Genomic DNA, 24,562 nt, shown 5'->3' on the forward strand with positions numbered 1-24,562 from the left:
CGCTCCGCGCCGTCCGAGTTGTTGTGTCAATACATAACCCAACCAAACTCAACAGTGCCGCGCCGGGGGCCCCCCCCCCCCCCCCCCCCACCCCCCCCCCCCCCCCCCCCCCCCTGGCTCCTACAGAAAGCGTTTCGCATCGTCATTAAGGCAGGCAGCTACGGTCTGTCCCAGTAGGGCACTGTGCCGAAGCATTCCACGAAGAAATCGATCACCGTCCGCACCTTAACCGACAACCGTCGGCTCCCAGGCCACAGCACCGCAATCTGCTGCGGCTCCAGGCTGTTGGACACCTGATACGCCCCGAGCACCGGCACCAGCGTGCCGTTGCGCACCGCTTCACCAATCAGCCACGACGGAAACATCACCAGTCCCAAGCCTTGTTCGGCGGCTTGCGTCAGGGTGTCGGCGTGGTTGCCGGTGATCGGTCCCTTCACCGACCAGGGCGTCCAGTCCTGCTGATCCTTGCGGAAAAACCAGCGTTGCTGGCCGGTCACGCCCTTGTAGGCCAGGCACTGATGCGCGGCCAGTTCTTCGGGGTGTTGCGGCGTGCCGTGACGTTCCAGATAGGCCGGGCTTGCGGCGACCTGAAAACGATGGGGCGCCAGAATCCGCGCCTGCATGCTCGAATCGTGCAGCGGGCCTATGCGAAACAGCAGGTCGGCGCCTTCCTGCAGCGGGTCGACATAGCTGTCGGTCTGCTGGATATCCAGTTGCAGTTTCGGGTAGCGCTCGCAGAGCTGTCCCAGCCACGGCGTCAGGTGCCGCTGACCGAACACCACGGGCGCATTGATCCGCACCAGTCCGCTCGGTTCGCTTTGCTGTTCCTGCAAGGCCTGTTCGGCCTCTTCGAGTTGCACCAGCACCAGTCGCGCGTGATGACCGAGCATGCGCCCGGCTTCGGTGGGCGAGACGGCGCGGGTGTGGCGATACAGCAATTGCTGGCTCAGGGCTTGCTCCATCAATTGGATCTGCCGGGAAATCGAAGACGGTGCCAGGCCCTCGCGGCGGGCGACTTCGGAAAAACTGCCGTGATCCAGCACCGCTACAAACAGCCGAAGTGCCTTGAATCCCAGATCGTTGAGGCCATGCATGACGAATCCTGCTGTGCGAGTTGCGCAAAAGTGTTGTCAGGATGCTCCCATTTATCGCAAAGGACCGCCAGCCGATAATGCGCGCCATTGTTCACTTCAGGCAGGTTGTTTCTATGCACACTTCTTCAATCGACGACGTTGGCGTTGTCGCCGCGCCGACCACTAAACCGGGGCTGCGGCTGTTGCTGCTGCCACTGGTGATTCTGGCCGGCATGGGCCTGTCCGTGGAGGCCGGTTTGCTCGGACCGCTCGGGGTTCAGGTCGGGCACTTGTGGGCGACCTTGAGCATCTTCGGTGTCGGCTCCGCGATTCTGTTTTTGCTGTTGCTGTTCAGCGGTCCGCAACAGGGACCGGCCTTGAATGAGCTGCCGCGCTGGCAGTTGATCGGCGGGTTTTTGGGGCCGATGTACGTGATCGTGCTGACCTTGGCCACGCCGCACATCGGCATTGCCATGACCATGATCGCGATCCTCTCCGGGCAGGTCGGCAAAAGCGTGTTGATCGACCACTTCGGTTGGTTTGGCGCCACCCGTAAAAAGGTCAACGGTGAACGCTGGCTGGCCTTGCTGCTGATTGTCGTGGCACTTGTTCTGATTGCTCGGGGTTGATGATGAATCTGATTATTTTGTTGGCAGTGGTCGTGGCGGCCGGTGCGGTGTTGAGCGTCCAGGCGGCGATCAATGGGCGGCTGGGCGAAACGGTGGGCGTGTTGCGCAGCAGTTTGTTGACCTTCGTGGTCGGTGCCGTGACCACCGGGCTGCTGATCCTGTTTTTCGAACCGGCCCATGCCGTGAGTTTGCTGGACGTGCCGAAATGGCAGCTCAGCGGCGCACTGTTCGGGGTGGTGTACATGATGGTGATGGTGGGTGCGGTGCCGCGGGTCGGTACGGCAGTGGCGACGGTGGCGGTGATCGTCGGGCAACTGGGGATGGGGATGTTGATCGATAACTTCGGCTGGCTGGGCAACCCGGCGATCGAGTTGTCGAGTAGCCGGATGTTGGCGATGGTGTGTCTGGCGTTGGCGTTGCTGTTCATGTATCGCAGCAGTACCCGGCAGGGCTGACGCAAGCTCCTACACTGGTGATACGGGTCGCATTTGCCAGGCCCGGACGACCACAACCAATGGAGTCAGACTCATGATCGACAGTGAAAGTATCTGCGACTGCCCCAAATGCTCCTGCAAACTGGGCGAACATCCGATCGCGCGCCACGGCAAGCACTATTGCTGTGAAGCCTGCGCCAAGCACCACGAACATGGCGAAGAATGTGCCAGCAAGGGCTGCAAGTGCGCCCAACGCTGACCACTTATCCAAAAAAAGGTGGAGCCTGATCGGGCTCCACTTTCATTTCAATTCGCCGGCCGCCATTTGACGTTTTCCACGCCGAACTTCTCTGCCATCGGCTTACTGGTTTTTTGCACCTTCTCTCGGCCAAAGCGAGGGATTCGTCCGACCCCCGCGTCGCAACTCGCCCAATGCCAAGCCTCTGCGTTATCCATCTTGTCCAGGCGGATGATGAAAGACTTGGGCGCGCCATGAAGGGTGTATTCAATGACGAAAAGTTTTGCGTTGTTCATATAGCCCATATTCCTCCCTGTGGTAATACAAGGATCGTCGGGGTTACGGAAAATTCAGTCGGATTGGCGGACGGGGTTTCGCCAGTGGCGACAACGCGGGTGGCTGGTTACCATGCAATCTCTGAAAACCCCCAATGATTGCTGACCATGGCCCTTGCCGCCCCTCCAGACCTTAGTGATACCGATGTGCCCGTGCAACCGCTGGCGCGCACCTATCCGCGCGGCTTGTACATCGAGCCGCATGAGCATGTCTGGGGGCAGCTGCTGTATGCGATGAGCGGAGTGATGTGGGTCGAGACGCCCCATGAAGCGCTGGTGGTGCCGCCGCAACGAGCCGTGTGGCTGCCGCCGGGTGTGCCTCATGGGATTCGCGTGGTCTCGGATTTACAGATGCGCAACATTTACTTGCGGCCCTCATTGGCGGCGACGCTGGATGACACGGTTCAGGTGATCGAAGTCGGCGGACTGCTGCGCGAGTTGATCGTCGGGCTGGTGGAGCAGGGCGACGATGGCGCGCCCGAGTATTACGAAGCGCTGGTCGGCCTGGCGCTGCTGGAGCTTAGGCGAGCCCGGCGCTCGCTGCTGAAGATTCCGTTGCCGGATGATTCCGACCGGCGCCTGATGAACCTGTGCCAGGCGGTCATGGCCGCGCCATCGCTGGACATTGCCTTCGAACAACACGCCGAAAACGCTGGTGCCAGTGTGCGCACCCTGGCGCGGTTGTTCAAAGACGGTTTGGGCATGGGCTTCGCCGAGTGGCGGCGCCAGGTGCAACTGGCGACCGCGGTGGCGGAGTTGATCCAGGGCGTGCCGGTCAGTGCGATTGCCCGGGAGCTGGGCTATTCGCCGAGCAGCTTCAGCGACATGTTCCGACGGGAACTGGGTGTCGCGCCTTCGCAATTTTCGGCGAGCCAGCGTCAGGATTGAACACGGTTTGGCCGATATTCCGAAGCACTTGGCCGATGCTCTTCGCTACCGATCTTTAGACTTCGGGCATACCTTAATCAGCCACGGAGTCCGCCATGAGTTACCTCATCTCATTGGTCATCGGTCTGGGTGTCGGTCTGCTCTACGGCGCTCTGGATTTTCGTTCCCCCGCACCACCGGCCATCGCGCTGGTAGGGCTGCTCGGCATGTTGGTCGGTGAGAAGGTGTGGCCAATGGGCCGGCAGCTGGTCACTGGCTGGATCTCCTGAACCGTTTATTCATTCGAGGGAAACGCTCATGAAAGCACTGCAATTCGACAAGACCGGTGACCTCTCGGCCCTGCGCTATGTTGAGGTTCCAACCCCCGTCCCCGGCGCCGATGAAGTGCTGGTCCAGATCAAGGCCGCGGGCCTCAACCCCAGCGATGTGAAAAACGTGCTGGGTCGTTTTCCCTACACCACACTGCCGCGGATTCCCGGTCGTGATTTTGCCGGTGTTGTCGTTGAAGGCCCGCAGGCGCTGATCGGTCAGGAAGTCTGGGGCACCGGCCGTGAATTGGGATTTTTCGCCGATGGCTCCCATGCACAATTCGTCAAACTGCCGGCCAATGGCGTGGCGCAAAAGCCGACCCATCTGAGTTTTGCCCAGGCGGCAAGCCTCGGCGTGCCGTACACCACGGCGTGGGATGCGTTGGAGCGCAGTGGGGTGACGGCCGAAACCCGGTTGCTGGTGATCGGTGGCGGGGCGGTTGGCACCGCAGCACTGGCGCTGGCCAAGGTGCGTGGCGCTCAAGTGCTGGCAGCAGCGCGCCGGCCGGAACAGGTCAAGGATTTGCAGGCCCAGGGGTATCAGACGCTGCAACTGGATAAACCCGAGGACCTCGGCGCACAGGTGAATGCGGTGTATGCCGGCGGCGCCGATGTGATTTTCGACACCACCGGTTTCTGGCTGCCGGCCTCGGTCCCGGCGCTGGCCGCGTTCGGTCGCATCGCGATCATCGCCGCGCCGGTGGACGGCCTGGTGCAATTGCCGGCCCTGGCGCTGTATCGCAAGGGCGGTTCGGTGGTGGGGATCAACTCGTTGTTGTACGGCGTCCAGGCGTGTGCGGCGATGCTTGAGCAATTCGGCACGTTCTTCGATCAGGGCCTGTTGCCGTTGCCCGAGGGGTTGTTTGAATCGCCGTTGGCAGAAGGTCTGGAGCGGTATGCCGAGGTGAGTCAAGGCAGTGGTGACAAGGTGATTTTGTTGCCATAACACAATCAATGTGGGAGCGAGCTCCCACAAGATTTGGCGGCTCCTGATTCAAACCAGACTCAAAACTGATAACCGACACCAGCGTAGTAACCCCAGCCGTCGGAACGGGCGCGGAAGCTACCGTCGCCAAAATTCAATTCGCTGCCATCGTCCCAGTTGCCGCCGTTGTGGAAATAGCGGCCGACCAGGGTGAAACGCAAGTGGGTGAACGAGTACAGCAATACGTTGGTGGCCACCGTGGCGTTGGCGGTACGGGCCGGGTTGTCCTTGTGCAAATCCGAGCCGAAGTCGAAGTTGGTGAACCCGATGTAGGTCAGTGACGCGCCGTTGTTGAAGCTGCTGATCGGCACGATGTATTTGAGCTGGGCGCGATAGCCGTCCCATGAATACTCGTTGCTGGCACCGTAGTTTTCCCACTGATAGCGCCCATAGACGTTGGCCGACAGGTTGACCCGCGAATGGGTGTCGATGTCGGTGCCCAAACCGCTGTAGAGCGTATTGGCGCGGTTGGCGCTGTTACTGCCGTGGTCGTAGATCCAGTCGAAGGCCACGTACCATTCCTTGAACGGCCCGATGGCCAGGCTGCGGCCGGCGAGGTAATCGATGGAGATCCGCGGTTCATGCTCCATGAACACCGGCGAGCCGTGGTCCCACACGCCTTTGTCATGGCTGTTGCCGATGTCGAAGATCTTCGGAATGTCGATGTAGCCGTACAACTCGAACGGCCCCTTGCGCCCGAAGTACTCGTATTCCAGGTAGATATCGTCGGCCGGTTGCGGGCCGAAACTGATGTCTTTGCTGCCGATGACGGTCAGGTCCTGATTGAACCAGTCCGAGAGGTACACGCCTTTTTTCGGTGGGCTCGCTTCGGGGCTGAGGGTTTCACCCTGGGCGGATTCTTCGGCGAGAGCGGGTTGCGCCAAAACGGTGTTGCTGAGTAGTCCTGTAACGCTGGCCAGCAGCAAGGAAACAGCAAAGGTGCGCGAGCAAGTCACGCGGCTGGACGTGCGGTGCATTAAAAGTCCCTTTTCGTGCGGATTGAAGGCCCGGTTCTGCGGGCTTGCGCTGTTTTGTAGCGAAAACGCTTGTATCAGCGACTAGCAAACGTTTGCACAAGGCATACCAGTTTTGCTCAAGGTACGGAAAAGGTGAGGGAATGAGTGGTTTAGCTGTCCTTTCGGTCAACGATTCGTGGGGCCTCGGGGGAGACGACGTTGATGTAGACTCCTTGGCACTGACTTCACAAGGTGTGCCCCCCCATGAGCGAACCGATTCGCCTGACCCAGTACAGCCACGGTGCAGGATGTGGCTGCAAGATTTCTCCCCAGGTGCTGGAGGTGATTCTGGCCGGCAGCGGGGCGCAGAACCTTGACCCGAAACTCTGGGTCGGCAATGCCTCGCGCGATGACGCGGCGGTGTACGCCATCGATGAAGAACGCGGCGTGGTGTCGACCACCGACTTCTTTATGCCGATCGTCGACGACCCGTTCGACTTCGGCCGCATCGCCGCCACCAATGCCATCAGCGACATCTACGCCATGGGCGGCGATCCGTTGATGGCGATTGCGATCCTTGGCTGGCCGGTCAATGTACTGGCCCCGGAAATTGCCCGGGAAGTGATTCGCGGCGGGCGTTCGGTCTGTGATGAGGCGGGGATACCGTTGGCCGGTGGGCATTCCATCGACGCGCCGGAGCCGATTTTCGGCCTCGCCGTGACCGGTCTGGTGGAAAAGCGCCACATGAAGCGCAACGACACCGCCACCGCCGGTTGCCTGCTCTACCTCACCAAACCGCTGGGCATCGGCATCCTCACCACCGCCGAGAAGAAGGGCAAGTTGCGCCACGCCGACATCGGCCTGGCCCGCGACTGGATGTGCACCCTGAACAAACCCGGCAGCCGTTTCGGCAAACTCGAGTGCGTCACCGCGATGACCGACGTCACCGGTTTCGGCCTGCTGGGGCATTTGGTGGAAATGGCCGACGGCAGCAACGTGACCGCTCGCATCGAGTACGACCGTGTGCCGCGTCTGCCGGGTGTCGAGTATTACCTCGACCAAGGCTGCGTGCCGGGCGGGACGCTGCGCAACTTCGACAGCTACGCCAGCAAGCTTGGGCGTCTTCAGGAAATGCACAAACGCGTGCTCTGCGACCCGCAGACCAGCGGTGGCCTGTTGGTTGCGGTCACCCCCGAAGGCAACGAACACTTCCTCAAAGTAGCCGCCGAGCTGGGCCTGACCCTCGAGCCGATCGGTGAACTGATCGAGCGACAGACGAACGCGGTCGAGGTGTTTTGATGTCCATCGAATTCACCGATTACCGCGACATTTTCCTCAACGACCGACCGATGATGGATGCCCGTGCGCCAGTCGAGTTTCTCAAAGGATCATTCCCCGGCGTGATCAACCTGCCGCTGATGAATGACCATGAGCGGCAACGGGTCGGCACTTGTTACAAGCAACACGGCCAGCAAGCGGCTATTACGCTGGGGCACCAGTTGGTGTCCGGCGAGATAAAAGCCGAGCGTATCCAGGCCTGGGCCGATTTTGCCCGGGCTCATCCCGATGGGTATTTGTATTGTTTTCGCGGCGGTTTGCGCTCGCAGATCGTCCAGCAATGGCTCAAGGACGAGGCGGGCATCGACTATCCGCGAGTGGGTGGCGGTTACAAGGCGATGCGCACCTTCTTGCTGGACACGCTCGATCAGGCCGTTGCCCAGTGTGATTTCGTTTTGCTGGGCGGCATGACCGGCACCGGTAAAACCGAGGTGCTCACGCAGTTGCGCAACGGGCTGGACCTTGAAGGCCACGCCCATCATCGCGGCTCCAGTTTCGGTAAACGCGCGACCGGCCAACCCTCCAACATCGATTTTGAAAACCGCCTGGCGGTGGACGTGCTGAAGAAGCGCGCCCACGGCATCGAGCAGTTTGTGCTGGAAGACGAGAGCCGTGCGATCGGCAGTTGCGCGCTGCCGTTGCCGCTGTATCAGGGCATGCAACAGTTTCCGATGGTCTGGCTGGAAGACAGCCTGGAAGGGCGGGTCGAACGGATCCTGCGCGATTACGTGGTGGACTTGTGTGCCGAGTTCATCGGCGTGCATGGCGAGGAAGGCTTCGCGCTGTTTTCCGAGCGTTTGCTGGAGAGCCTGAACAATGTGCAGAAACGCCTGGGCGGTGAACGCCATCGGCGGATATTGATTTTGATGGAAGACGCGCTGGCGGAGCAGGCGAGCAGCGGGGCAGTGGACCTGCACCGGGGCTGGATCGAAGGGTTGCTTCGCGAGTATTACGACCCGATGTATGCGTATCAGAGGGAGAAGAAAGGGGCTCGCATTGAATTCGCGGGGGAGAGGGTTGCAGTTCTGGAGTATCTACGAGCGCGGCGCATCAATCGTAAGTAATGTGTTGGTTTTGCCGGCCCCTTCGCGAGCCTGCTCGCGAAGGGGCCCTTGCAGCCGCTATAAAACTTAAGGCACCGCCGACACTTACGTCGGACAGGTCTCCCGCCCATTATCCAGGCCTTGCTTGTAGACGTGGCTCTGCAGACTGGCCTTGCCGTTGTGCCAGGTCAGGGTGAGCACGTACAGCGAGTCGTAGTCGCTGGATTCCCAGTCGTCGGCGATGTTCTGTTTCTTGCCGACGGCTTCTCCAGCGACCTTGTTGATCAGCTCCGGCAGATAGCCGTGGGACCAGGCGGTGTAGATGACCGAGTTGTGATACTTGTCGTGGAGCAATTCATCGGCTAGGTCACTGGTGTCGTTGGCCGAGAAGTTGATGTTCACCGGCAAACCAAGCTTGATCGCGCTGGGGCTGATGGTCATCAGGGGGCGGATGTAACTGTAGGAATTGTCCAGTTCGCCTTCCTCGACATTGCGCGTCGGGTTGGCGGCAAACACGTAGTTGGCCTTGCCGAATTTTTCCGGCAGCAAGGTGGCCAGGTCGATGGCTCGGTTCAGGCCCTGGCAGTTGAGCTGGCCGAGGCCGGCTTCGGGTTTTTCCGCGTGGCGCAGAAATACCAGCGTCTGGGTGCCGTCCGCCGGTTGGGCGCGGCTTTCGCCGGGCTCAAGGAACAGGAACAGCGCGCCGACCGCCAACAGGCAGGGCAGGACGACATACGCGCGATGCTTGAAGCGTTTGGCGAATTTAAAAAGGCTCATCATTTGAATAGGTGATCTTCAGCGCATTCGGTTAAGGCTGACAAACCTTTACACCGCGAGCTCCCTGCGCCGGGTGTTTTCCATGTCGTTGGGCCGGTCCGTTTCCGAAAGGGCAATGCTCAGAGTCCTCTGAAGCCCCTTTGGTTCGATCCGGGCGAGTGCGCAGCACTGTAGCGGCAACCTGAGATGGGGTAGAGCAAAGGTTATCGACAGGATGTTGCGGAATTATGGACACAGTACACGTAGTAGTGCTTACGAAGGCTGCAATCTCTTGATCTTTAACATCAGTGAGATTGATTCCGGCAAAAGATCCTCCTGCATTAAGATCGGCACTCTCAATTTTCTCGTGGATTCTTCCCATGACCGATCTGTCCGCGTTCCCGATTACCCAAAAATGGCCGGCTCAGTACCCCGAGTGGATCCAGCTTTACTCCTTGCCGACCCCCAACGGCGTCAAGGTGTCGATCATGCTCGAAGAGATCGGACTGCCCTACGAACCGCATCGTGTGGGCTTCGACACCCATGATCAGATGTCCCCCGAATTTCTTTCGCTGAACCCCAACAACAAGATCCCGGCAATCCTCGACCCCCACGGTCCGGGGGACCAACCCCTGGCGTTGTTCGAGTCCGGGGCGATTCTGATCTACCTGGCCGACAAGAGCGGGCAACTGCTGGCCCAGGAATCGGCGGCGCGATACGAGACCATTCAGTGGCTGATGTTTCAGATGGGCGGCATCGGGCCGATGTTCGGCCAGCTCGGTTTTTTCAACAAATTCGCCGGCAAGGACTACGAGGACAAACGTCCCCGCGACCGCTACGTCGATGAAAGTAAACGCCTGCTTAATGTGCTCAATAATCGCCTGGAAGGGCGCGACTGGATCATGGGCGAGCGCTACACCATCGCGGACATCGCGACTTTCCCTTGGGTGCGCAACCTGATCGGCTTCTATGAGGCCGGCGAGCTGGTGGGCATCGACGACTTCAAGAACGTTACGCGGGTGCTGGAGCGCTTTCTGGCGCGGCCGGCGGTGAAGCGCGGGCTGGAAATTCCCAAGCCAAACGCTTCGATTTGATCAAGACCAAGGACGGCCATGCACTCATTCGATTTCAAGCAAGTAGATGTCTTCAGCCGTGTTGCGCTCAAGGGCAATCCGTTGGCGGTGGTGTTCGACGCCGATGAGCTCAGCGATGAGCACATGGCGTCGTTCGCCAGCTGGACCAACCTCAGCGAAACCACATTCATACTCGAACCGCGCGATCCTCGCGCCGATTATCGCGTGCGGATCTTCACCACCCTGAACGAATTACCGTTTGCCGGTCATCCGACACTGGGCACCTGCCATGCGTGGCTGGAGGCCGGTGGCGTGCCCAAGGGCGAAGAAATCATTCAGGAGTGCGGCGTGGGGCTGGTGCGGGTTCGTCGACAAGGGACAGCGCTGGCCTTTCTCGCACCGCCATTGCTCAAAACCGGGCCAGTGGAGGCGGATGTGGTGGAACGGGTGCGGCGGGGGCTCGGGCTGGAAACGGGGGCGATTGTGCGCACTCAGTGGGTCGACAACGGTGCCGGGTGGCTGGCCGTGATGGTTGAGGATCGCCAGCAGGTGCTGGACCTGCAACCGGATCATTCGCAAATGCTCGGCCTGGCCGTCGGTGTCATCGCGCCATGGCATCCCGAGCGCGATGGCGATGACGCACAATTCGAGGTGCGGGCGTTTATCTCCGGCGACGGCATGCCGGAAGACCCCGCCACCGGCAGCCTGAACGCCGGAATTGCCCAATGGTTGCTCAGAGATGGACTGGCGCCGGCGTCCTATGTGGTCAGCCAGGGCCTGTCCATGGGGCGCGCCGGACGCATTCAGGTCGAGCAAGTGGGCGACGAGATCTGGATCGGCGGCGCGGTGGTGACCTGCATCAGCGGAACCTTGAATCTGTAGCGCCGAGCGTCGCGGCCTAACGGTTACTCGCCGCCAGTTTGATCCCGAACCCGACCAGCGCCATGCCGGCGACGCGGGACGCGATTTTTCGCGCTATGGGGATGGCTTTCAAACGACGGGCCGCGGCATTGCCCAGCAGAACCAGCAGACCCTGATACAGCGCGCTGATGAACGAAACATGCAGCATCATCGCGACCAGGGTCAGGCTGGAGGCATCGGGGCGAATGAACAGCGGAAAAAACGCCACAAAAAACAGGATGACCTTGGGGTTGGTCAGGCTCACCGCCAGGGCCGTGCGAAAGTAGTCCCGGGCCGACCGTTTCGGCTCCAGCCCCGCCGAGTCCCGAGTCGCTGGCGCGCGCAGCAATTGCACGCCGATCCAGCACAAGTACGCGGCGCCGAACCACTGCAGCATCTGGAACAGCAGGGGATTGGCCTGCATCACGGCCGCCAGGCCGATGGCCGCCGCAATCATGTACGTCGCATCCCCCAGCAGCGTGCCACCCACGGCGCCGAACCCGGCGCCCAGGCCATTGCGGGCGGTGGCGTTGAGAATGGCGAAGGTGCCTGGCCCTGGCACTAACTGGAAGATCAGAATCGCGGCAAGGAAGCTGCCGTAGTTTTGGATATCAAACATGCTGCGTCACTCCTTGTGTTGGTTTTGCTCAATCCTGAACGTTGTCTTTAGCTGGCGCAATGAGGTCGGATTATTGCCGGGCCCGTAACAAAGTCTTCCACAATCGATGTTTGTGCCCCTGACCGTTGAGGGAATAAGCTTTGGCCCCCTACGACTTTCGTCTCGTCCTCCGTTTTTCAGGAACCCCTCATGTCCAGTCAGTTCCCCGAAGCACGTCCACGCCGTCTGCGCCGCAATGCGAGCCTGCGCAGCCTGTTCCAGGAAACCGAGTTCAGCTTGAACGATCTGGTGCTGCCGATTTTCGTCGAGGAAGAGATCGACGACTTCGTACCGATCAAAAGCATGCCCGGCGTGATGCGTATTCCGGAGTCGAAACTGGCGGGTGAGATCGAGCGTTATGCCCGGGCCGGGATCAAGTCGGTGATGACGTTCGGCGTGTCGCACCATTTGGACGGCAACGGCAGCGATACCTGGAGCGACAACGGTCTGGTGTCGCGCATGTCGCGCATTGCCAAGGACGCCGTGCCGGACATGATTGTGATGTCCGACACCTGCTTCTGTGAGTACACCGACCACGGCCATTGCGGCGTGCTGCACAACCATGAAGTCGACAACGACCAGACCCTGATCAACCTCGGCAGGCAAGCGGTGGCCGCGGCCCGTGCCGGCGCCGATGTGATCGCCCCGTCGGCCGCAATGGACGGGCAGGTTCAGGCCATTCGCCGGGCGCTCGATGAAGCAGGTTTCAACCAGACCGCGATCATGGCCTATTCGACCAAGTTTGCCTCGGCGCTCTACGGTCCGTTCCGTGAAGCCGGCGGCAGCGCGCTCAAGGGCGACCGCAAAAGTTATCAGATGAACCCGATGAACCGCCGCGAAGCCGTGCGCGAATCACTGATGGACGAGCAGGAAGGCGCCGACGCGCTGATGGTCAAACCGGCCGGCGCGTACCTGGACATCATCCGCGACATCCGTGAAGCCTCGCGTTTGCCGCTGTCGGCGTATCAGGTGAGCGGCGAGTACGCGATGATCAAATTCGCCGCCCAGGCCGGGGCGATCGATGAGGATCGCGTGGTGCGTGAGAGCCTTGGGGCGATCAAGCGGGCAGGGGCGGATCTGATCTTCACTTACTTCGCAATGGACCTGGCGCTGGCCGGGATCTAAGTATCACTGCAGATTAAATGTGGGAGCGAGCAAGCCCGCTCCCACATTTCTACGGTGTTGAGTCAGTGGGCGCCGAAAAACGGTTTGATTCCGTGATCCCGGAAGTACCGCTCGATCACCTTGGGATCGGCAGAGTTGTCGGCAATCGCCACATACGTATCCGGCCGCAACAGGTAAAACCCGTTGCGTCCCAGGCCAGCCGCTTCAAACGCCGGCCGCCAGTCAAACACATGCAACGGCAAATGATGTTCGTGGCACCAGGCGATCATTTCGTCGCTGGTGTCGCCATACACATGCACCTGCCAGGTCGTACATTTCAGCGATTCAAAATTGTCGCCCTCACCGTCGTGAGCCCAAGGCAGGCGGTCGCCACCGTGAACATGACCGGCAACACCCGTGCTCAACGGCATCCCGCGATAATTCAGGGTGATCTGCGACACCGTGCGAAACAGGAATTCGCGGGACGCCTCAAACGATGCCATTTTCGGAATCACGAACGGCGCCAGGCGCGTGCGCAGCAAATCGGCCATGCGCCCTTCGGCCGTGACAAAAGTGAACACCCGATCAGTGGTGGCGACCAGTCTGCGGGCAAACGCGATGCGTTCGGTTTCGTAAGTGTCGAGGAGTTTGGCTTCAGCGCCGCCGCTCAACACCGCCGCGAATTTCCAGGCGAGGTTGATGGCATCGCCAATGCCGGTGTTCATGCCCTGGCCACCGGCGGGGCTGTGGACGTGGGCGGCGTCACCCAATAGAAACGCGCGCCCGGTACGAAAATGATCTGCCACCCGATGATGCACGCGGTAGGTCGAGAACCAGTTCAGTTGCTCGATCTTTACTTTCATATGCTCGATGGCCCGGCTGCTGACGTCTTCAAATTGCAGGGTGTCGGCTTGCTCGGCCCGCTCGTCGCGTACGGTCCCGATCAGACGGGCGCGGTCTGTACCGGCCAAGGGAAATACCGCGAGAAAATCCGCTTCATCGAGATCCACATGCAGTTCGCCGTTGAACGTCGGCCCGCTGGCCTGCACGTCGGCGACGTAGAAAATCTGTTGGTAGGTGCCGCCGGGAAATCCGGTGTCCAGAGTCTTGCGCACGATCGACCGGGCACCGTCACAACCTGCCAGATAGCAAGCCTGGCAGGTTTCCTCCTGACCATCGGGCAAGCGCAGATAGGCGGTGATGCCGTCACCGTTTTCCAAGAAACTCTCCAGCACCGTGTTGCGCTCCACCTTGATGCCAAAGGCTTCGAGGCGGTCTATCAGCAGCCGTTCGTGTTCGTCCTGAGGATAGATTTCGAGGAACGCATAGGGCGTCAGGCCTTCGCCGATGCGGCTCAGCGGCAAGCGCGCCACAGGTTCGCCCTTGACCCAGAAGTTCGCCGCGGCCACTCGATGACCGTTCTGCACCACCGCATTGCTGAGGTCGAGCTGGCGATACAGCTCCAGCGTCCGCGCCTGGACGGCCAGCGCCCGCGACGTGGTTCCGGGTGTCGACGTCTTGTCGATGATGCGCACTTGCACGCCAAGTTTGCTCAGCCACAGCGCCAACACCAGCCCGGTCGGGCCGGCGCCGATGATCAGAACGTCGCTACGGTTCATCAGACTGTCCTCCTCGGTGTGTGGCACAAGTATGGTTCAGCCGGGACGGACGGGCAGGTTGTCTGCCAAACGGAAAAAGGTCCCGCGCTGCGATGGGGAACAGCAGGGGGCGGCGAGAGTCATAGCCTGCGCCATGCCATTGATCGTATGGTTAACCCGGCTCAACGGATTTGATGGAGCAACATGCAAGCCAATCGATTGATGATGAGCGTCGCCGCGCTGCTGGTGTTGGCCGGTTGCGGTACTCAGCGCACGCAAGAGCTCCCTGCGCGCAAGCCTGCCGAGGTCAAGGCCGAGATCGTGCGTCTGCTGCCGGCCAAAACCACCGATCGCCAGGGCTGGGCTACCGATATTTACGCAGCATTTGCTGCCCAGAACATTTATCCATCTACCCAAAACCTGTGCTCGGTACTGGCGGTCACCGAGCAGGAGTCGACCTTTCAGGTAGACCCGCCGGTACCGGGCCTGGGCAAAATCGCCCGCGAGGAGATCGACCGCCGTGCCGACAAAGCCCACATTCCGGGCCTGCTGGTGAGCGGTGCGCTGCAGGTGAGTTCATCCAACGGCAAAAGCTACAGCGACCGCCTCAATGCGGCGCGCAGCGAAAAAGAGCTCAGCGCGATCTTCGATGACTTCATCGGCATGGTGCCCATGGGCAAGACGCTGTTCGGTGGGTTCAACCCGGTGCATACCGGTGGGCCGATGCAGGTCAGCATCGATTTCGCCGAGGAACAGGCGAAGGCGTATCCGTACCCGGTGAGCGGTTCGATCCGTCATGAAGTGTTCAGTCGTCGCGGCGGCTTGTACTTCGGTATCGCCCACTTGCTCGGTTATCCGGTGAGCTACAAACAACCGCTGTACCGCTTTGCCGATTTCAATGCCGGTTGGTACGCCAGTCGCAATGCCGCTTTTCAGAACGCGGTGAGTCGCGCGTCGGGCATACCGCTTGAGCTGGATGGTGACCTGGTTCGTTACGATTCGATCATGCCAGGCACCACGGAATTGGCGGTGCGTACCCTCGGCAAGCAACTGGGCATGCGCAATCCGACTATTCGGGATCAATTGGAGGAGGGCAAAAACTTTGAATTCGAGGACACCCAGCTCTATGCACGGGTTTTCGCCCTGGCCGAAAAGGCGGAAGATCGGCCATTCCCGCGTGCGGTGTTGCCGGGGATTGCGCTGCAAAGCCCGAAAATCACCCGCAAACTCACCACGGCATGGTTTGCCAAGCGGGTCGATGAGCGTTATCAGCGTTGCATGGCACGGGCCGGCAAGTGACCGAGCGCAAAAAACAGGCGTAAAAAAACCCGGCTGATAAGGCCAGGTTTTTCATTGAGTACCGCGGTAAAACCATTCATTTATACAGCGCGGCTTTCGATCAGACGATCCGAACCACCTTCGGCAACGCGGTTTTCGATCAGACGATCCGAACCACCTTCGGCAACGCGGTTTTCGATCAGACGATCCGAACCACCTTCGGCAACGCGGTTTTCGATCAGACGATCCGAACCACCTTCGGCAACGCGGCTTTCGATCAGACGATCCGAACCACCTTCGGCAACGCGGTTTTCGATCAGACGATCCGAACCACCTTCAGCCACACGACTTTCAATCAGACGGTCCGAGCCGCCTTCGGCGACAACCGGGTGAACAGAGGTAGCGGCGAAAGCGTTAACTGCAAAAACCGAGAAAGCGATGCTGAGGATAGTTTGGCGTTTCATGATGGTGTGCTCCGGGGTGTAGTTGTTGGGTATGGAGCTGATGTTACGCCGCGGATTTTTTATGAGAACTTCATTGCCGTGATGGTGAACATCGACGGCAATGATAGGAAGGACAACGCACCCCTCGTGTGCGTGATGTTTCAGTTCAACGACTCACGTGCGCCGGCGAACAAACTTGCGCCACAACCAGACCCACAGCATGAACAGCGGGAAGGCCAGAATCAGGAAGGGCAGGGCATAGCTGACTTTCTCCAGCGCATCGGCTGCGCCATCGGCCAGGTTGTCCAGCAAATTGCTGAACGCTTGACTCAGGTGCGACGAGCGACTGCTGGCGCCGGTCGGCAGGAACGACAGCGTGACCCGATTGGTGTCCAGACGGCGCTGGTGTCCGGCGGCGATCTGGGCCAGGGCTTGCAGGTCGTTTTCGATCCCGGCCTGCTCTTTGCTCAAGGTAATCAGATCCGTGACGCTGATGTCTTTGCGGGTCGCCAACTCATCCAGACGTTGCTGCTGAGCCTTGAGCCGTTCTTGACGCCGACGCGTGTCGTCCACAACATCGGCCAGGTCTTCGGCACTGGTGATCCGTTGACCCAGTTCCCCACCCTCAGCCGCCATCGTGACCAGCGGTTCGACGCCAGCGGGGGCAATGCGCAACGTGATCTCGGCGCGGCCGGCGCCTTGCTCGATACGCAGAACGTTACAGGCCCCGAAGCGGGCGCTTTCGCAGGCCTCACGTGTGGCCTGCAAGCGCGGCCCGATTTGCGCCTGGGGCAGCAACAGTTGCAGTTCGTGCTCATAGGCGAGCATGGCGCCACCGCGCCCTTGTTCACCGGCTAGACTGGCCGATGACGAGTGTTCGTTCGGCGAGCAGCCACTCAAGGCCAGGCCTGCCAGAAGAAACCCATAGAGGCGAAGAATTTGGGCGAGACCGCCATCCTGTTGGCGCATGTTCTTTCCTTGAAGTGTGCAGTAGGGCGTGAACCGCGACGGGTACTCATGAGCGCGGCCCGGGAGGCGTATCTTACCTGTATCGCCCGGCCCAATGGCAGGGAACGTGCCTCGTGCCTACTCGTCTGCTGACTCTATTTTCGTTTCGCCAGGAGCGCGCGATATGTACCAGCTATACGGACACCAGAACTCCGGCGCTGCCGCGATAGAAGCGGCACTGGAGCTTTGCGAAATCCCTTACCGCTTCATCGACGTTGAAGCCTCTCCCGAGGCGACCCACGCGCTGGAAAAACTCAATCCGCTCAAGCAGATTCCAACGCTGCAATTGCCCGATGGCAGCGTTCTCACCGAGAGCGCGGCGATTCTGATTCACCTGGGGCTCACGTTCCCCAAATCAAACCTGTTGCCGAAAAACACCGTCGCGCGGGATCAGGCCATTCGAGGCCTGGTGTACATCGTCAGCAATTGCTATTCGGCCATTGGCGTCATCGACTACCCCGAGCGCTGGTTGGCCGAGGCGGATGAATCGTCCAGGCAAAACCTTATGATCGGTGCCCGCGCGCGACTGCACAGGAATTGGGAGGTGTTTGCCGATCAGTTTTCGGGCGATTTGTACTTGGGCGACGAGACGCCGGGGGCGCTGGATGTGCTGGCGGCGGTGGTGTCCAGATGGGCGGGCAGTCGGGAACATTTACGCAGTGCAAGGCCCGGGTTTTTCGCGTGGCTTACGCGCATCGACCGGCACCCGACATTGGCACCGGTCTTCGCGCGGCATTGGCCGGATTGATCTATTCGCCGCGGATGTACTGCTCCAACTGGCGAATCAACTCGGCCTGTTCGGCGATGGCCTCCTTGACCAGGTCGCCGATCGACAGCAAGCCGATCAATGTGCCGTTTTCCACCACCGGCAAGTGGCGCAGGCGTTTGTCGGACATGATGCCCATGCAGGTTTCGACGGTTTGATGAGTGTCCACGGTGATCACCGGCGACACCATGATGTCTTCGACCGGCGTACCGACGGAGGAGCGGCCCTTGAGCACGAGTTTGCGCGCATAGTCACGCTCGCTGATGATGCCGACGACCTCGCCATTCTTTACGACCGGCAAGGCACCGACGTTTTTCGCGGCCATGACCATCAGCGCTTCCAGCACCATTTGATGCGGTGCAATGGTGTGGACCTCATGATTCTGTTCGGCCTTTAACTTCAGCAGTTGGGCGACGGTTTTCATGGCAGTTTCTCAGGTGTTGTCGTTGTCCTTGAAGAATCGTAGACACGGGCGCTGAGGGCAAGGGAGAAAGCGGCAGATAACACGCAAAAAACGCCATTCAGCGGTTTTTCTTTCGAATATCTCCGTACCAGGTCGATAAACACCTGCAATCTGGCAGCGACTTCAAGAACCACCCCTCTCCCCACGGGGGAGGGGGGGAAAGGGAGCCGATCTTCATGGTTTTCGAACTTGAGTTCGACTCAATTTTCTCGGTCGCAATATCTCTTGAAAACACCTCGGTCAGTCCCCTCTACCCCGTGGGGAGAGGGTTAGGGTGAGGGGTGGTTCTAAAGGCTGCCAAATCCATAAGCCTCCACGCTTTCCACCCGCAATGGCGCGTAGAATTGCGACCTGAATCAAATGTGAGGTTGCAGTGGTGGATTTACAGCGGGGCTTCGTCCTGACCCGGCATTGGCGCGATACCCCGGCCGGTACGGAAGTCGAGTTCTGGCTGGCGACCGACACCGGTCCCCAGCGGATCCGCCTGCCTCATCAACCGTCGGTGGCGTTCATCCCCGCCGCCCAGCGCGAGCAGGCCGAAGCGCTGCTGCGCGGCGAAAAGAACGTCGAGCTGCGGCCGTTGGCATTGCTGGATTTCGAGCACCGCCCGGTACTCGGTCTGTATTGCCAGCAGCACGGCCAGTTGATACGCCTGGAAACCGCGCTGCGCAAGGCCGGCGTCGACATGTTCGAAGCCGATGTGCGCCCGCCGGAGCGCTACATGATGGAGCGTTTCATCACCGCGCCGGTCCGGTTCAGTGGCACGCCGAACGCCGAAGGCCTGCTGCTCGATGCGCAAATGAAACCCGACCCCGACTATCGCCCGAGCCTCAGGCTGGTCTCCCTGGACATCGAAACCACCGCTCAGGGCGAGTTGTATTCCATCGCGCTGGAAGGCTGCGGCGAGCGCCAGGTCTACATGCTGGGCCCGCCCAATGGCGACGACAGCGAAGTGGATTTCCAGCTCGAATATTGCGATTCCCGAACCCTGCTGCTGAAAAGACTCAACGAGTGGTTCGCTCGCCATGACCCCGACGCGATCATCGGCTGGAACGTCGTGCAATTCGACCTGCGCGTGCTCCACGAACACGCCCGGCGCCTGGCGGTGCCGCTGAAACTGGGGCGTGGCGGCGAGGAAATGCAGTGGCGCGAACACGGTAGCCGCAACCATTACTTCGCTTCGGCTGCTGGCCGGCTGATCATCGACGGCATCGAATCCCTGCGCTCGGCGACCTGGAGTTTCCCCTCGTTCAGCCTGGAAAACGTCGCGCAAACCCTGCTCGGCGAGGGCAAGTCGATCGACAATCCGTACCAGCGCATGGACGAAATCAACCGCATGTTCGCCGAGGACAAACCGGCCCTGGCCAAGTACAACCTCAAGGACTGCGAGCTGGTGACGCGGATTTTCGCCAAGACCGAGCTGCTGACCTTCCTGCTGGAACGGGCCAGCGTCACCGGATTGCCGGCGGATCGTAGTGGCGGCTCTGTGGCGGCGTTCACGCACCTTTACATGCCGCTGATGCACCGCCAGGGTTTCGTCGCGCCGAACCTTGGGAACAAGCCTGCGCAGGCCAGCCCCGGCGGTTTTGTCATGGACTCGCAACCGGGCCTGTACGAGTCGGTGTTGGTGCTCGACTATAAAAGCCTCTATCCATCGATCATCCGTACCTTCCTCATCGACCCGGTGGGCTTGATCGAGGGGCTTAAACATCCCGATGACAGCGAGTCGGTGCCAGGCTTTCGCGGTGCGCGTTTTTCCAGAACCCGGCATTGCCTGCCTTCGATTGTCGCCCGAGTCGCCGAAGGTCGCGAAACCGCCAAGCGCGAACACAACGCGCCGTTGTCCCAAGCCCTGAAGATCATCATGAACGCCTTTTACGGCGTGCTCGGCTCCAGCGGCTGCCGCTTCTTCGATACACGCCTGGCGTCGTCCATCACGCTGCGCGGCCACGAAATCATGCTGCGTACGCGACAGTTGATCGAAGCCCAGGGCCACACGGTGATTTACGGCGACACCGACTCGACCTTCGTCTGGCTGCGCCGTGCCCATGGTCAACAAGAAGCCGCGCAGATCGGTCGCGCGCTGGTGGATCACGTCAACCAGTGGTGGCGCGAGCACGTGCAGCAGGAATACGGTCTGGAAAGTGCGTTGGAGTTGCAGTTCGAAACCCACTACAAGCGCTTTCTGATGCCGACCATTCGCGGCGCCGAGGAGGGCAGCAAGAAGCGCTATGCAGGGCTTGTGACCCGCGCCGATGGGACCGACGAAATGGTCTACAAAGGCCTGGAAACCGTGCGCACCGACTGGTCGCCGTTGGCCCGGCAGTTCCAGCAGGAGCTGTACCTGCGCATTTTCAATCGCAAACCCTATCAGGATTATGTGCGCGACTACGTGCGCAAGACGTTGGCGGGGGAGTTCGACGATCGCCTGATCTACCGCAAGCGCCTGCGCCGCACCCTCGATGACTATCAGCGCAACGTGCCGCCCCACGTGCGGGCCGCGCGGATTGCCGATGAGTACAACGACCAGCAGGGCCGTCCGCGGCAATACCAGAACGGTGGCTGGATCAGTTACGTGATCACCGTCGCCGGGCCCGAGCCGCTGGAAATCCGCAGCGCGCCCATCGACTACGACCACTACGTCTCCCGCCAGCTGCAACCGGTGGCGGACGCCATTCTGCCCTTCGTGGACGACGACTTTTCAACCTTGGTGGGTGGGCAGTTGGGCCTGTTTTGAATCCAGCAGCAACAACGTCCAGTCATCCAGGATGCCGTGGAAATACTGGTCAAGTGCTCGATGAAAGTCGCTGTTGGCGCCGGCAACCTGGGCGAACAGCGTCATGGAAGAGTGAAACTTGAGATTGTCCGGGTGACCGAAGATGGCCGCAATCGAGCTGTTTTCGATGTTCAGCACCAATTGCGTGCAGGTGCGCAACCGTGAACCCAGCAGCGGATGATTGAGGTACGCCGCGGCTTCCTCTTTGGAACGAATGGCAAAGTGGCGGGACATCTCGCTGCCGCCCAATCCTGAGAATTGCGGAAAGATGAACCACATCCAGTGACTGCGCTTGTGACCGGCGTTCAGCTCGGCCTGGACCCGTTTGAACACCGGGTCCTGCGCCTGGATAAAGCGTTGCAGATTAAAGGAATCGTCCTGATCAGTGCTTCTCATGCCGAAGCCCTCTGACAGACAGCGATGGCTCAGACCATGGCCAACCGCTGTTTGCGTTGTGGCGCGCGAAACGCCTGGTCCAGCGCCTCCAGATCCCCAGTCTCCAATTGCAATTGCGCCGCTTGCGCGTTGAGTTGTACGTGCTCGGGTCGGACCGCCTTGGGGATGGCGATCACGCCTTCCTTACGCAGCATCCATGCCAGTGCTACCTGGGCCGGCGTCACACGGTGACGGGCGGCTATTTGTTTGAGGGTTGTATGGTTCAGCATAGGCCCACCCTGACCGATCGGACAGTAGGCCATGACCGGCATGTGATGCTGGCGGCTCCAGGGCAACAGATCAAACTCGATGCCGCGTTCTTCCAGGTTGTAGAGCACCTGATTGGTGGCACAGGCCGGTGAGGCCAGTTCCTCCAGGTCGTCGACATCAAAATTGGAGACGCCCCAGCGACCGATCTTGCCTTCTTCGCGCAAGCGTTCGAAGGCTTCGACCGTTTCTTCAAGGGGGTACTGGCCGCGCCAGTGCAGCAGGTAGAGATCGATGTAATCGGTATCCAGCCGCCGCAGACTGCGTTCGCACGCCTGGGGGATGCCTTTGCGGCCGGCGTTGTGTGGGTACACCTTGCTGACGAGAAAGACGTCGTCACGCCTGCCGGCGATGGCTTCACCGACCACTTCCTCAGCGCCGCCCTCGCCGTACATTTCAGCGGTGTCGATGAGGGTCATGCCGAGTTCGATGCCCTGACGCAATGCAGCCACTTCCTGGGTGTGCCGGGAACGATCTTCGCCCATGCGCCAGGTGCCTTGGCCGATGACCGGTACGTTGACGCCGGCCAGTTCGAGGGTCCGCATTCAAACCTCCTTTCTGAATTTCGATCGATACATCAGTGGGCAGCAGAATAGCCCGGTGGTTCCATCGAGCACCAGAAAGGAAGTGTCCTGGGTTATTGGGCAGAAAACTTCATCACAGTGCTCTGGGCATAGGTCTTGCCCGGGTCCAGGCGCGTGGACGGAAAGGTCGGCTGATTCGGCGAGTCCGGATAGTGCTGAGTCTCCAGCGTGAACGCGCCCCAGTGCGGATAGACCTTGCCAGCCTTGCCCTTGACCGAACCGTCGAGGAAGTTGCTGGTGTAGAACTGCACACCGGGTTCGGTGGTGTAGAGCTGCAAGCGACGACCGGATTGCGGATCGCTGACCTCGGCGGCGAGTTGGCCCACATCACCCATGGCGTTCAGCACCCAGTTGAAATCGAAGCCGCCCTGTTTCGGTTCGGCAAATTTCAACTGTGGGTGATCGGCCTTGATGTTCTTGCCAATGGCGGTCGGTTGGGTGAAGTCCATCGGTGTGCCGGCCACCGGGGCCAGTTCGCCGGTCGGGATTAATTTTCCGGTGACCGGCGTGTAATGGCTGGCGTGCAGGGTGGCGAGCTGTTTCAGCACATCACCGTTACCGGCGCCGGCCAGGTTGAAATAGCTGTGATTGGTCAGGTTCAACACTGTGGCTTTATCGGTGGAAGCCTTGTAGTCGATGCGCAACTCGTTTTGCTCAGTGAGGCTGTAGGTGACCTCGGTTTTCAGGTTGCCGGGAAAGCCCATTTCACCGTCCGCCGACAGGTATGTCAGGGTCACGCCGACCGAATCCTTGCCGTTGCTCGGTTGGGCTTTCCAGACGTCTTTGTCAAAACCCCGAGGGCCGCCGTGCAGCGAATTGGAACCGTCGTTGAGCGGTACCTGATAGCGCTTGCCGTCCAGTTCGAAAGCACCGTTGGCCAGGCGATTGCCGAAGCGTCCGATGGTCGCACCGAAGTACGCCGTGCCGCTCTGATAGCCCTGCACGTTATCGAAACCGAGCACTACATCGTCGAGCTTGCCGTTTTTGTCCGGCACTTTCAGCGACTGCAAAATGCCGCCGTAGGTAATGACCGTGGCGGTCAGGCCATGGCTGTTGCGCAAGATGTATTGCTCGACGGGCGTGCCGTCATTGGTTTTGCCGAAGGCCTTGTGTTCGCTGGACAGGCCGGCGGCCTGGGCGCAGAGGGTGGCGATCATCAGGGACAGTCCAAGGCCGCAGAGTGGGTATCGGGATTGAAGCATGGTTGACCTTCCTTTTTGTTGTTTTTAACGAAGTAGTCATACTAATAATCGCGTTTCAATGCGATCAAGGAAGGATTTATAGCTGATGTAGGAGCTGTTGCAATTATAAAGTATGACTAATTTGGTGATCCTCTTAACAGTTGTCAGGGCTTACGGACCGCCGGCACCGCACTTTTCAAGGATTCACGGCTCTATCCTTGGCCAGCCTGCGGCGAATCCCCACCGCCGGCCCATGCCCAAGTTCAAGAACCCATGGCTCGAGTTTTACCCCGCACCACCCCGTCAATCCGCCGCTATTGCCTGCTGTTGGCCTGCTTGTCGATGCTCGCAGCCTCTGGGTGCAGTCAGCAGCAGGGCAGCGACATCGTCACCCAGTTCCGTGAAGGCAAACCCCAGGAATTCCTCCAGACCAGCGTCGACCGCATGGCGACCCTGACGATGCGTGACAACCTCGACAGCCTCTACCTGCTGATGAGCAAGCTCTACCTGCGTAACCCGGAGGAGCTGAAAAAATCCGGTTTCCTCGACGCCCGCACCGCTGGCAAGCAAGTGCGCATGGCCATCGAACAGCAACAGCCGCTGCCGACCCTGGGTGGCAAAAAAGACCTGGCAGCGCTGAGTTATGCCATGAGCCCGGAGTTTCTCGGCGACCGCGTCGGTGCCTTCATCTATGCCATTGGCAGCATGCTCGTGACTGCCCACGGCAATCGGATCGAGTTCTACATGACCGATGCGATCAACCCGACGTTCGTCAGCAACGCTGCCCGCAACATCGAGAAAGCCACCTGGATACTCAGCCAGCGACAAAGCAAGAACGGCGAGCCTTTGCTGTTCTCCAACGAAATTTCGGAGGAGGGCAGCAACCTGAGTTTCGCCGTGGAGTTCGGCAAGATCGTCGCGCGGCTGGATTTGCTGACGCAGATGCTTGACGAGCGCTACCGACGGATCGGCTTGAATTACGCGCAGAGTTTGCTGTTTTTGAATTTCTTGCCCGTGCAGTAAACGAAAAAGTGCATAAATATAG

General features: G+C 60.1%; 27 protein-coding genes. 15 read left to right on the forward strand and 12 right to left on the reverse strand.

Features of this window, described 5'->3' with window-relative positions; translation table 11 throughout:
• Positions 1–158 precede the first annotated feature (158 nt).
• Positions 159–1,094, reverse strand: coding sequence for a LysR family transcriptional regulator (locus tag QF010_RS27245; protein WP_033057388.1), 936 nt, complete (start codon positions 1,092–1,094; stop codon positions 159–161).
• A gap of 113 nt (positions 1,095–1,207) precedes the next feature.
• Here QF010_RS27245 and QF010_RS27250 point away from each other — a divergent pair, with 113 nt between their 5' ends.
• From QF010_RS27250 to QF010_RS27260, 3 genes are all read left to right on the forward strand, one after another.
• Positions 1,208–1,702, forward strand: a complete 495-nt coding sequence (locus tag QF010_RS27250) for a DMT family transporter (RefSeq protein WP_429534292.1) — start codon at positions 1,208–1,210, stop codon at positions 1,700–1,702.
• On the forward strand, positions 1,702–2,157 hold the full coding sequence (locus QF010_RS27255) for a DMT family transporter (RefSeq protein ID WP_429510662.1): 456 nt from the start codon (positions 1,702–1,704) through the stop codon (positions 2,155–2,157). Before QF010_RS27250 ends, QF010_RS27255 begins: the two co-directional genes overlap by 1 nt.
• 73 nt (positions 2,158–2,230) lie before the next feature.
• On the forward strand, positions 2,231–2,395 hold the full coding sequence (locus QF010_RS27260) for a metallothionein (RefSeq protein ID WP_046049906.1): 165 nt from the start codon (positions 2,231–2,233) through the stop codon (positions 2,393–2,395).
• A 47-nt stretch (positions 2,396–2,442) separates the two neighbouring features.
• On the opposite strand, the gene QF010_RS27265 is transcribed toward QF010_RS27260, so the two are convergent.
• A complete protein-coding gene (locus tag QF010_RS27265) occupies positions 2,443–2,670 on the reverse strand; it encodes a DUF6555 family protein (protein ID WP_008152143.1) in 228 nt (75 codons plus the stop codon).
• A 147-nt stretch (positions 2,671–2,817) separates the two neighbouring features.
• On the opposite strand from QF010_RS27265, the gene QF010_RS27270 reads away from it, so the two are divergent.
• The 3 genes from QF010_RS27270 to QF010_RS27280 all read left to right on the forward strand — a co-directional run bounded on the left by QF010_RS27270 (position 2,818) and on the right by QF010_RS27280 (position 4,851).
• On the forward strand, positions 2,818–3,597 hold the full coding sequence (locus QF010_RS27270) for an AraC family transcriptional regulator (protein WP_134099418.1): 780 nt from the start codon (positions 2,818–2,820) through the stop codon (positions 3,595–3,597).
• 95 nt (positions 3,598–3,692) lie between these two features.
• Positions 3,693–3,866, forward strand: coding sequence for a DUF1427 family protein (locus tag QF010_RS27275; RefSeq protein WP_082459108.1), 174 nt, complete (start codon positions 3,693–3,695; stop codon positions 3,864–3,866).
• Positions 3,867–3,894: 28 nt separating this feature from the next.
• Positions 3,895–4,851 carry a quinone oxidoreductase family protein gene (locus QF010_RS27280; protein ID WP_033057382.1) on the forward strand — a complete coding sequence of 319 codons (957 nt, stop codon included), beginning with the start codon at positions 3,895–3,897 and terminating at the stop codon, positions 4,849–4,851.
• Between the two features lie 59 nt (positions 4,852–4,910).
• Here QF010_RS27280 and QF010_RS27285 read toward each other — a convergent pair whose 3' ends face one another.
• Complete coding sequence (locus QF010_RS27285; RefSeq protein WP_429534293.1) at positions 4,911–5,867, reverse strand: nucleoside-specific channel-forming protein Tsx; 957 nt, start codon at positions 5,865–5,867, stop codon at positions 4,911–4,913.
• A 243-nt stretch (positions 5,868–6,110) separates the two neighbouring features.
• On the opposite strand from QF010_RS27285, the gene selD reads away from it, so the two are divergent.
• The gene (selD, locus tag QF010_RS27290) at positions 6,111–7,145 is read left to right on the forward strand and encodes a selenide, water dikinase SelD (protein ID WP_033057379.1); all 1,035 of its coding nucleotides are present in this window, start codon (positions 6,111–6,113) and stop codon (positions 7,143–7,145) included.
• The gene (mnmH, locus tag QF010_RS27295) at positions 7,145–8,248 is read left to right on the forward strand and encodes a tRNA 2-selenouridine(34) synthase MnmH (RefSeq protein ID WP_033057378.1); all 1,104 of its coding nucleotides are present in this window, start codon (positions 7,145–7,147) and stop codon (positions 8,246–8,248) included. The genes selD and mnmH overlap by 1 nt, the downstream gene beginning before the upstream one ends.
• A gap of 84 nt (positions 8,249–8,332) precedes the next feature.
• On the opposite strand, the gene QF010_RS27300 is transcribed toward mnmH, so the two are convergent.
• Positions 8,333–9,004 (reverse strand): histidine phosphatase family protein, encoded by a 672-nt coding sequence (locus tag QF010_RS27300; RefSeq protein WP_429534294.1) that lies wholly within the window; start codon positions 9,002–9,004, stop codon positions 8,333–8,335.
• 359 nt (positions 9,005–9,363) lie between these two features.
• On the opposite strand from QF010_RS27300, the gene QF010_RS27305 reads away from it, so the two are divergent.
• A complete protein-coding gene (locus QF010_RS27305; RefSeq protein WP_033057374.1) occupies positions 9,364–10,077 on the forward strand; it encodes a glutathione binding-like protein in 714 nt (237 codons plus the stop codon).
• Positions 10,078–10,095: 18 nt separating this feature from the next.
• Positions 10,096–10,938: a PhzF family phenazine biosynthesis protein gene (locus tag QF010_RS27310; protein WP_033057372.1), complete on the forward strand. Its 843-nt coding sequence runs from the start codon at positions 10,096–10,098 to the stop codon at positions 10,936–10,938.
• Positions 10,939–10,954: 16 nt separating this feature from the next.
• Here the strand turns inward: QF010_RS27310 and QF010_RS27315 are convergent, their stop codons facing one another.
• The gene (locus QF010_RS27315; protein ID WP_033057370.1) at positions 10,955–11,575 is read right to left on the reverse strand and encodes a LysE family translocator; all 621 of its coding nucleotides are present in this window, start codon (positions 11,573–11,575) and stop codon (positions 10,955–10,957) included.
• 189 nt (positions 11,576–11,764) lie between these two features.
• On the opposite strand from QF010_RS27315, the gene hemB reads away from it, so the two are divergent.
• Positions 11,765–12,739 (forward strand): porphobilinogen synthase, encoded by a 975-nt coding sequence (gene hemB / locus QF010_RS27320; protein WP_033057369.1) that lies wholly within the window; start codon positions 11,765–11,767, stop codon positions 12,737–12,739.
• Between the two features lie 62 nt (positions 12,740–12,801).
• Here the strand turns inward: hemB and QF010_RS27325 are convergent, their stop codons facing one another.
• The gene (locus QF010_RS27325) at positions 12,802–14,337 is read right to left on the reverse strand and encodes an FAD-dependent oxidoreductase (RefSeq protein ID WP_429534295.1); all 1,536 of its coding nucleotides are present in this window, start codon (positions 14,335–14,337) and stop codon (positions 12,802–12,804) included.
• A gap of 183 nt (positions 14,338–14,520) precedes the next feature.
• Here QF010_RS27325 and QF010_RS27330 point away from each other — a divergent pair, with 183 nt between their 5' ends.
• Positions 14,521–15,615 carry a DUF1615 domain-containing protein gene (locus QF010_RS27330; RefSeq protein WP_033057367.1) on the forward strand — a complete coding sequence of 365 codons (1,095 nt, stop codon included), beginning with the start codon at positions 14,521–14,523 and terminating at the stop codon, positions 15,613–15,615.
• Positions 15,616–15,695: 80 nt separating this feature from the next.
• Here the strand turns inward: QF010_RS27330 and QF010_RS27335 are convergent, their stop codons facing one another.
• On the reverse strand, positions 15,696–16,058 hold the full coding sequence (locus QF010_RS27335; protein ID WP_429534296.1) for a hypothetical protein: 363 nt from the start codon (positions 16,056–16,058) through the stop codon (positions 15,696–15,698).
• A 153-nt stretch (positions 16,059–16,211) separates the two neighbouring features.
• The gene (locus QF010_RS27340) at positions 16,212–17,006 is read right to left on the reverse strand and encodes a DUF4349 domain-containing protein (RefSeq protein WP_429534297.1); all 795 of its coding nucleotides are present in this window, start codon (positions 17,004–17,006) and stop codon (positions 16,212–16,214) included.
• A gap of 163 nt (positions 17,007–17,169) precedes the next feature.
• On the opposite strand from QF010_RS27340, the gene QF010_RS27345 reads away from it, so the two are divergent.
• A complete protein-coding gene (locus QF010_RS27345; protein ID WP_033057364.1) occupies positions 17,170–17,793 on the forward strand; it encodes a glutathione S-transferase family protein in 624 nt (207 codons plus the stop codon).
• 1 nt (position 17,794) lies between these two features.
• On the opposite strand, the gene QF010_RS27350 is transcribed toward QF010_RS27345, so the two are convergent.
• Positions 17,795–18,235: a CBS domain-containing protein gene (locus tag QF010_RS27350; RefSeq protein ID WP_033057363.1), complete on the reverse strand. Its 441-nt coding sequence runs from the start codon at positions 18,233–18,235 to the stop codon at positions 17,795–17,797.
• A gap of 415 nt (positions 18,236–18,650) precedes the next feature.
• On the opposite strand from QF010_RS27350, the gene QF010_RS27355 reads away from it, so the two are divergent.
• Positions 18,651–21,011, forward strand: a complete 2,361-nt coding sequence (locus QF010_RS27355; RefSeq protein ID WP_429534298.1) for a DNA polymerase II — start codon at positions 18,651–18,653, stop codon at positions 21,009–21,011.
• Here QF010_RS27355 and QF010_RS27360 read toward each other — a convergent pair.
• The 3 genes from QF010_RS27360 to QF010_RS27370 all read right to left on the reverse strand — a co-directional run bounded on the left by QF010_RS27360 (position 20,976) and on the right by QF010_RS27370 (position 23,538).
• A complete protein-coding gene (locus tag QF010_RS27360) occupies positions 20,976–21,446 on the reverse strand; it encodes a DUF1810 domain-containing protein (protein WP_429534299.1) in 471 nt (156 codons plus the stop codon). The genes QF010_RS27355 and QF010_RS27360 overlap by 36 nt on opposite strands.
• A 29-nt stretch (positions 21,447–21,475) precedes the next feature.
• Positions 21,476–22,297, reverse strand: coding sequence for an aldo/keto reductase (locus QF010_RS27365; RefSeq protein WP_033057360.1), 822 nt, complete (start codon positions 22,295–22,297; stop codon positions 21,476–21,478).
• Between the two features lie 92 nt (positions 22,298–22,389).
• A complete protein-coding gene (locus tag QF010_RS27370; protein WP_033057359.1) occupies positions 22,390–23,538 on the reverse strand; it encodes an aldose epimerase family protein in 1,149 nt (382 codons plus the stop codon).
• Positions 23,539–23,790: 252 nt separating this feature from the next.
• On the opposite strand from QF010_RS27370, the gene QF010_RS27375 reads away from it, so the two are divergent.
• Positions 23,791–24,540 (forward strand): hypothetical protein, encoded by a 750-nt coding sequence (locus QF010_RS27375; RefSeq protein WP_429534300.1) that lies wholly within the window; start codon positions 23,791–23,793, stop codon positions 24,538–24,540.
• Positions 24,541–24,562: the final 22 nt, after the last annotated feature.

Origin of the sequence: Pseudomonas silensiensis (assembly GCF_050434865.1) — a bacterium.
Taxonomy (GTDB): domain Bacteria; phylum Pseudomonadota; class Gammaproteobacteria; order Pseudomonadales; family Pseudomonadaceae; genus Aquipseudomonas; species Aquipseudomonas fluorescens_W.